Annotated in this window: 8 protein-coding genes; 6 read left to right on the top strand and 2 right to left on the bottom strand. The window is 67.1% G+C overall.

The window, feature by feature from the left end; genetic code table 11:
• Positions 1 to 10 precede the first annotated feature (10 nt).
• The 3 genes from tesB to ACRCUN_RS28205 all read left to right on the top strand — a co-directional run bounded on the left by tesB (position 11) and on the right by ACRCUN_RS28205 (position 2,336).
• Positions 11 to 856 (top strand): acyl-CoA thioesterase II, encoded by an 846-nt coding sequence (gene tesB / locus ACRCUN_RS28215; RefSeq protein WP_462144929.1) that lies wholly within the window; start codon positions 11 to 13, stop codon positions 854 to 856.
• Entirely contained in the window at positions 853 to 1,434 is a 582-nt protein-coding gene (gene pdxT / locus ACRCUN_RS28210) for a pyridoxal 5'-phosphate synthase glutaminase subunit PdxT (protein ID WP_462144919.1), read from the top strand. Before tesB ends, pdxT begins: the two co-directional genes overlap by 4 nt.
• A gap of 146 nt (positions 1,435 to 1,580) precedes the next feature.
• Positions 1,581 to 2,336, top strand: coding sequence for a YebC/PmpR family DNA-binding transcriptional regulator (locus ACRCUN_RS28205; RefSeq protein ID WP_462144918.1), 756 nt, complete (start codon positions 1,581 to 1,583; stop codon positions 2,334 to 2,336).
• A 3-nt stretch (positions 2,337 to 2,339) separates the two neighbouring features.
• Here the strand turns inward: ACRCUN_RS28205 and ACRCUN_RS28200 are convergent, their stop codons facing one another.
• Both ACRCUN_RS28200 and ACRCUN_RS28195 read right to left on the bottom strand, forming a co-directional pair.
• Positions 2,340 to 2,990 carry an SDR family oxidoreductase gene (locus ACRCUN_RS28200; RefSeq protein WP_462144917.1) on the bottom strand — a complete coding sequence of 217 codons (651 nt, stop codon included), beginning with the start codon at positions 2,988 to 2,990 and terminating at the stop codon, positions 2,340 to 2,342.
• A gap of 66 nt (positions 2,991 to 3,056) precedes the next feature.
• Positions 3,057 to 4,598: an adenylate/guanylate cyclase domain-containing protein gene (locus ACRCUN_RS28195; RefSeq protein ID WP_462144916.1), complete on the bottom strand. Its 1,542-nt coding sequence runs from the start codon at positions 4,596 to 4,598 to the stop codon at positions 3,057 to 3,059.
• 79 nt (positions 4,599 to 4,677) lie between these two features.
• Here ACRCUN_RS28195 and ACRCUN_RS28190 point away from each other — a divergent pair, with 79 nt between their 5' ends.
• From ACRCUN_RS28190 to ruvA, 3 genes are all read left to right on the top strand, one after another.
• Complete coding sequence (locus tag ACRCUN_RS28190; protein ID WP_462144915.1) at positions 4,678 to 4,995, top strand: hypothetical protein; 318 nt, start codon at positions 4,678 to 4,680, stop codon at positions 4,993 to 4,995.
• A 72-nt stretch (positions 4,996 to 5,067) separates the two neighbouring features.
• The gene (gene ruvC / locus ACRCUN_RS28185) at positions 5,068 to 5,622 is read left to right on the top strand and encodes a crossover junction endodeoxyribonuclease RuvC (RefSeq protein ID WP_462144914.1); all 555 of its coding nucleotides are present in this window, start codon (positions 5,068 to 5,070) and stop codon (positions 5,620 to 5,622) included.
• On the top strand, positions 5,619 to 6,206 hold the full coding sequence (gene ruvA / locus ACRCUN_RS28180; protein ID WP_462144913.1) for a Holliday junction branch migration protein RuvA: 588 nt from the start codon (positions 5,619 to 5,621) through the stop codon (positions 6,204 to 6,206). The genes ruvC and ruvA overlap by 4 nt, the downstream gene beginning before the upstream one ends.
• The last annotated feature ends 2 nt before the right edge of the window (positions 6,207 to 6,208 follow it).

The following is a 6,208-nucleotide window of genomic DNA, read 5'->3' as shown; positions in this document are numbered from 1 at the left end:
AACAACTCACGTGGCGATCGAAGAGATCCTCGACCTGGAGCAGCTCGAGGTCAACATCTATCGCGGTGGGGTGTTCAGCCCGGAATCCGGCTTTCTGCAGCGGACGTTCGGCGGCCATGTCGCCGGACAGTCGCTGGTGTCGGCCGTGCGGACGGTCGACCCGACATTCCAGGTGCATTCCCTGCACGGCTATTTTCTGCGGCCAGGGGATGCCAGGGCGCCATCGGTGTACACCGTCGAACGCATCCGCGACGGCGGCTCGTTCTGCACGCGCCGGGTCAGCGCGATCCAGCACGGCGAGACGATCTTCACGATGTCGGCGTCGTTCCAGACCGACCAGACCGGAATCGAACACCAGGACGTGATGCCGCAGGCGCCGGCTCCCGACGACCTGCCCGGCTTCCGGTCCGGGGGAGCGTTCGACGACGCCGGGTTCGCGCAGTTCGCCGAATGGGATGTCCGTATCGTGCCGCGCGACCGCGTGCAGCGGCTGCCGGGCAAGGCGTCGCAGCAGCAGGTGTGGTTCCGGCACCGCGACCCGCTGCCCGACGACCACGTGCTGCACATCTGCGCGCTGGCGTACATGAGCGATCTCACGCTGCTCGGCTCGGCGCAGGTGAATCACCTCGACGTGCGCAAGCACCTGATGGTGGCCTCGCTCGATCACGCCATGTGGTTCATGCGGCCGTTCCGCGCGGACGAGTGGCTGCTCTACGACCAGTCCTCGCCCTCGGCCTGCGGGGGCCGCTCCCTCACGCAGGGCAAGATCTTCAACCAGTACGGCGAGATGGTCGCGGCCGTCATGCAGGAGGGGCTTACCCGCTTCAAGCGCGACTTCACGTCCGAGGCCACATGAGTGCCCACGTCGGGGTGCTCGCGCTGCAGGGCGACACCCGCGAACACCTGGCCGCGCTGCGCGAGGCGGGTGCCGAAGCGGCGACCGTTCGTCGGCTCTCCGAACTCGAGGCCGTCGACGCGCTGGTGATCCCTGGCGGGGAGTCCACCGCGATGAGTCATCTGCTGCGCGAGTTCGATCTGCTCGAACCGCTGCGGGCGCGCATCGCCGAGGGCTTGCCGTGCTACGGGTCGTGCGCCGGGATGATCCTGCTGGCGACCGAGATCGCCGATGCCGGTGTTGAGGGCCGGGCCGCGCTGCCGCTCAAGGGTATCGATATGACGGTGCGGCGCAACGCTTTTGGTCGTCAGGTGGACTCCTTCGAAGGCGACATCGACTTCGTCGGGGTCGATACCCCGGTGCATGCGGTGTTCATCCGGGCGCCGTGGGTCGAGCGCGTCGGGCCCGACGTGCAGGTGCTCGCGCGCGCGGCCGACCACATCGTCGCGGTGCGCCACGGCTCGATGATGGCTACGGCATTCCACCCGGAGATGACCGGCGATCGCCGGATTCACAAACTCTTCGTCGACTCGCTCTGAGTTTTCCCCGAAGCCGACGCACTGGTCGATCCGCGGCCGCCGGAACGACCAGTGCGTCGGTTTCGACGAGTCAGGGCCCGGCCCTGCATGACCAGCCACGTAGACTGGTCAACCGGAGTTTCAGCAGAAAGAGGAGCATTACCTGCATGAGCGGCCATTCCAAGTGGGCCACCACCAAGCACAAGAAGGCCGTCATCGATGCCAAGCGCGGCAAGATGTTCGCCAAGCTGATCAAGAACATCGAGGTCGCGGCCCGCGTCGGTGGTAGCGACCCGGCCGGCAATCCCACGTTGTACGACGCCATCCAGAAGGCGAAGAAGTCGTCGGTGCCCAACGACAACATCGAGCGGGCCCGCAAGCGTGGCGGTGGTGAGGAGGCCGGTGGCGCCGACTGGCAGAACATCACATACGAGGGCTATGGCCCCAATGGCGTCGCGGTGCTCATCGAATGCCTTACCGACAACCGCAACCGCGCCGCAGGCGAGGTCCGTGTCGCCATGACCCGCAACGGCGGAAACATGGCCGATCCCGGTTCGGTGGCCTACCTGTTCTCCCGCAAGGGCGTCGTGACGCTGGAGAAGAACGGTCTCACCGAGGATGACGTCCTGATGGCGGTGCTGGAGGCCGGTGCCGAGGAGGTCAACGATCTCGGCGACTCGTTCGAGATCATCTCCGAGCCCACCGACCTGGTCGCGGTGCGAACGGCATTGCAGGACGCCGGCATCGACTACGAGTCGGCGGAGGCCAGCTTCCAGCCCTCGGTCACCGTCCCGGTCGACCTCGAAGCCGCGCGCAAGGTGCTCAAGCTCGTAGACGCGCTGGAGGACAGCGACGACGTCCAGGACGTGTACACCAACATCGACATCCCGGACGATGTCGCGGCCCAGCTCGACGAGGAGTAGCCGCTAGCCGACGGCCTCGGCGATCGGCGTCTCCCCGGCGATGAGCTCGAACGTCCGTCCGGCGGTGCCCGGTGTGTCAAGAACCGCGAGCAACACCCGCGCGACGTCTTCGCGCGCGATGCTGCCGCGTCCGGTCGATTCGGCGATCGTCACTTTCCCGGTGCCTGGCTCGTTGGTCAGCGAGCCGGGACGCACGATCGTGGTTTGCAGACCGGCGCGGGCTCGCACGTCGGCATCGGCGTCCGACTTCGCTTGCATGTACGCCCGGAACACCTCGTCGTAGCTTTCGTCGAGCGATCGGTCGTCGGCGGATATCGCCGAGACCATCACATACCGTCGGACCCCGGCAACCTCGGCGGCATCGGCCAGCAGGATCGCGGCGTCACGGTCGACGGTCTCCTTGCGGGCCACCCCACTACCCGGTCCAGCGCCCGCCGCGAACACCACGGCGTCGGCGCCACGTACCGCCTCGGCGACCTCGTCGACCGAGCAGTGCTCGAGATCGAGCACGATGGCCTGTGCGCCTGTCGCCTCCAGATCGCCGGCCTGGGCCGGGTTCCGGATCAGCCCGGCCACCGAATCACCCCGCTCGGCCAGCAGCTGCTCGAGGATCATGGCGATCTTGCCGTGCCCACCCGCAATCACGACGCGCACTGTCAATTACCTCCAATGGGGTTCGGCGACCACGTTTCTCACTCGAACTTACCGACGGCAGGCGACTCACCGCCGTTCGGTCACGGGCGCGAGGTGGGCGACTCCGCGGAGGATCCACGGCGTTCGGCGCGCCATCATGGCCACCGCACGGTCAGACCGACGCATGGCGGAGCGGGGTCCGGGTGTGGGCGCCGATACGAGTTGCGCCTCGGCCGATCCCGGTCGCGCGCCGTGGCGATCGACCGCGAGAAGTTGCCAGGTGCCCGGTACGCCTCGCAGCTCGACGGTGCCGCGGTCGTCGAATCCCGTACCGGAGCCGACGACCAGGTCTTGGACCGTGCGGGACACGAGAATATCGCCTGCGCCGGCCTGGCCGAGTATGCGCGCCGCGATGTGCACCGCGATGCCTCCGATGTCGCTGCCCAGCAGTTCGCATTCACCCGTGTGGATGCCCACGCGGATCTCGATGCCCACTTTCTCGGCTTCGGCGCGCAATTCTTCGGCGCAGCGGATGGCCTGCGTGGGGCCGTCGAACGTGAGGAGGTGGCCGTCGCCCGTGCTCTTCACGATGGTGCCGCCGAACCGCTCCGTCCGTTCGGCGGTGATCTCACCGAAGCGATGGAGCACCGCACGCCATCGCTCGTCGCCCACCGCGGCGGCCTGTTGCGTCGATGCGACGATGTCGGTGAACAACACCGTGCGCAGGGCTCGGTGCGCCTGCGATGGCGCAGAGTGATTGCCCGTCAGGAATTCTTCGATTTGGTCGGTGATCACGTCCGGGTCGGACAACCATGGGACATGGTCGGTTCCGTCGACCTCCAGTAACCGCGCACCGGGAATGCGGTCGGCCATGTACCGGCCGCCCTGGACCGGAACGAGGTCTTCACGGGCGTGCAGTACGAGCGTCGGCACCGTGATGCTCGGCAGAATCGGCCGGACGTCGATGCGGAACCCTGCTTCGAGCGTTGCGCGGGCCATCCCCGGGCTCGCGCCCATGCGTTCGAACATCGCGAGCTGACGTATCGACCGCGACGAGGGCAACAAACCCTTGAGTGCCGCGCCGCTGCCCCATTCGGAGCGGACGGCGCGGCCGAACCGCTGAAAACGGGCGTACTGCTCAACCGACGGTGTGTACTGCTCACCGAGCTCGGGGACGAGGCGCATACGCATCTCGGCTGGGTCGCGATCCATGTCGTCCCAGCCGCCGAAGCCCAGGTGCGCAAACGTCCCGGTCAAGATCAGGGCGCGGGTTCGCTCGGGCCGTGTCGCGGCGAAGACGACCGCGGCCGGGCCGCCCTCGCTCACCCCGCAGATGACCGCGCACCCAAATCCGGCGGCGTCCATGACGGCCTCGATCTCGGCCGCGCGGTCGTCGAGGGTGCGAACTTGCGGAACCGGATCGGACAATCCGACCCCGGCCTTGTCGAACAACAGCACACGGCAGAACGTCGAGAGGTGCTCCATGAACGCCTCGAACTCGGGCATGGTCCAGAAGAGTTCGACGTGGCTGACGAACGACCCCGCGAAGACGAATTCGACGGGTCCGTCACCGACCACCTGATACGCGAGGCTGAGATCACCGCAGGACGCGTATGACGTTTCCGCCACCGCATGAGCGTAATTGACCTCGATGTGGCGTTACCGATTTTGGCGAGACTGGAACGTGACGAACCAGCAAGATGTCTGCGTGGCAGTGGTGACGGATCGGAACGGTACGCAGTGGTCGGTGCATCGGCGCTGGTGGCCGTTCCCCGATGTGTTCGACATCGTGGATGTGGCCTTCTTCGGCTGGATCGGACTGCTCTTCGCGTTGCCGTTCCTGCTGTTGTGGCCGATCTGGTTGGCGACGAAGTTCCTCGGCGCGCGCTGGACGATCGAGGTCGAACGCAACGGAAGCCGGGTCGACACCGAGCTCGTACGCGGTTGGGCGCGGTCGGACGCGCGCATCGCCGAGCTGTCTGGCCAGCTCGCCCAGGGCTGGCGGTCCGGCAACTACGCGATCTGAGCGTGTCCCTGCCGTCGGGCGTAGCGGGGCCACGCTAGGCTCTCGAACAGATGTTCTGACGAAGGGGTACGCGTGCGGGTGATGGGTGTCGATCCCGGGCTGACGCGCTGCGGCCTGTCGGTGATCGAGAGCGGCAAGGGTAGGCAGGTCATCGCCCTCGACGTGGACGTGGTTCGCACGCCGGCCGACGCGCCGCTGCAGAAACGCCTGCTGACAATCAGCGAGGCCGCCGAATACTGGATGGACACCCATCGGCCCGACGTGATCGCCGTCGAGCGGGTGTTCTCCCAACAGAACGTGTCGACGGTGATGGGTACGGCGCAGGCTGGCGGCGTGATCGCGCTGGCCGCGGCCAAGCGCGATATCGATGTCCATTTCCACACGCCGTCCGAGGTCAAAGCGGCTGTCACCGGAAGCGGCCGGGCGGGCAAGGCGCAGGTCACTGAGATGGTCACGAGAATCCTTGCGCTGCAATCGAAGCCGACGCCCGCTGACGCCGCTGACGCCCTCGCCCTTGCGATCTGCCACTGCTGGCGTGCCCCCATGATCGCCCGGATGGCCGCCGCCGAGGCGATGGCCGCCGAACAACGGCGCAAATATCAGGCCAAGCTCAAGGCGGCGCGATGATCGCCTCGGTGCGCGGTGAAGTCATCGACATCGCCCTCGACCATGCCGTGATCGAAGCCGCGGGCGTGGGATACAAGGTGATGGCCACGCCCTCGACCTTGGCGACCCTGCGGCGCGGCGCCGAATCCCGGCTGATCACCGCGATGATCGTTCGCGAGGATTCGATGACGCTTTACGGCTTCGCCGACGGCGACGCCAGAGACCTTTTCCTCACGCTGCTGGGGGTCTCCGGCGTCGGCCCCAAGATCGCGCTCGCGACGCTCGCGGTCCACGATCCACAGGCCCTGCGCCAGGCGTTGGCCGACGGCGACGTGACCGCTCTGACCCGGGTTCCCGGCATCGGTAAACGCGGTGCCGAACGGATGGTGCTCGAACTGCGGGACAAGATCGGCCCCGTGACGCCGGGGCCCGGCCCGGCATCCGGTGGACATGCGGTCCGCGGACCCGTCATCGATGCGCTTGTGGGGCTTGGTTTTGCGGCCAAGCAGGCCGAGGAGGCCACCGACAAGGTACTCGCAAACGATCCCGAGGCCACCACGTCTGCTGCGCTGCGCGCCGCGCTGTCCATGCTGGGTAAGAAATAGCT

It is taken from the genome of Mycobacterium venezuelense (assembly GCF_054919535.1).
This window is presented reverse-complemented; position numbering and strand designations above follow the sequence as displayed.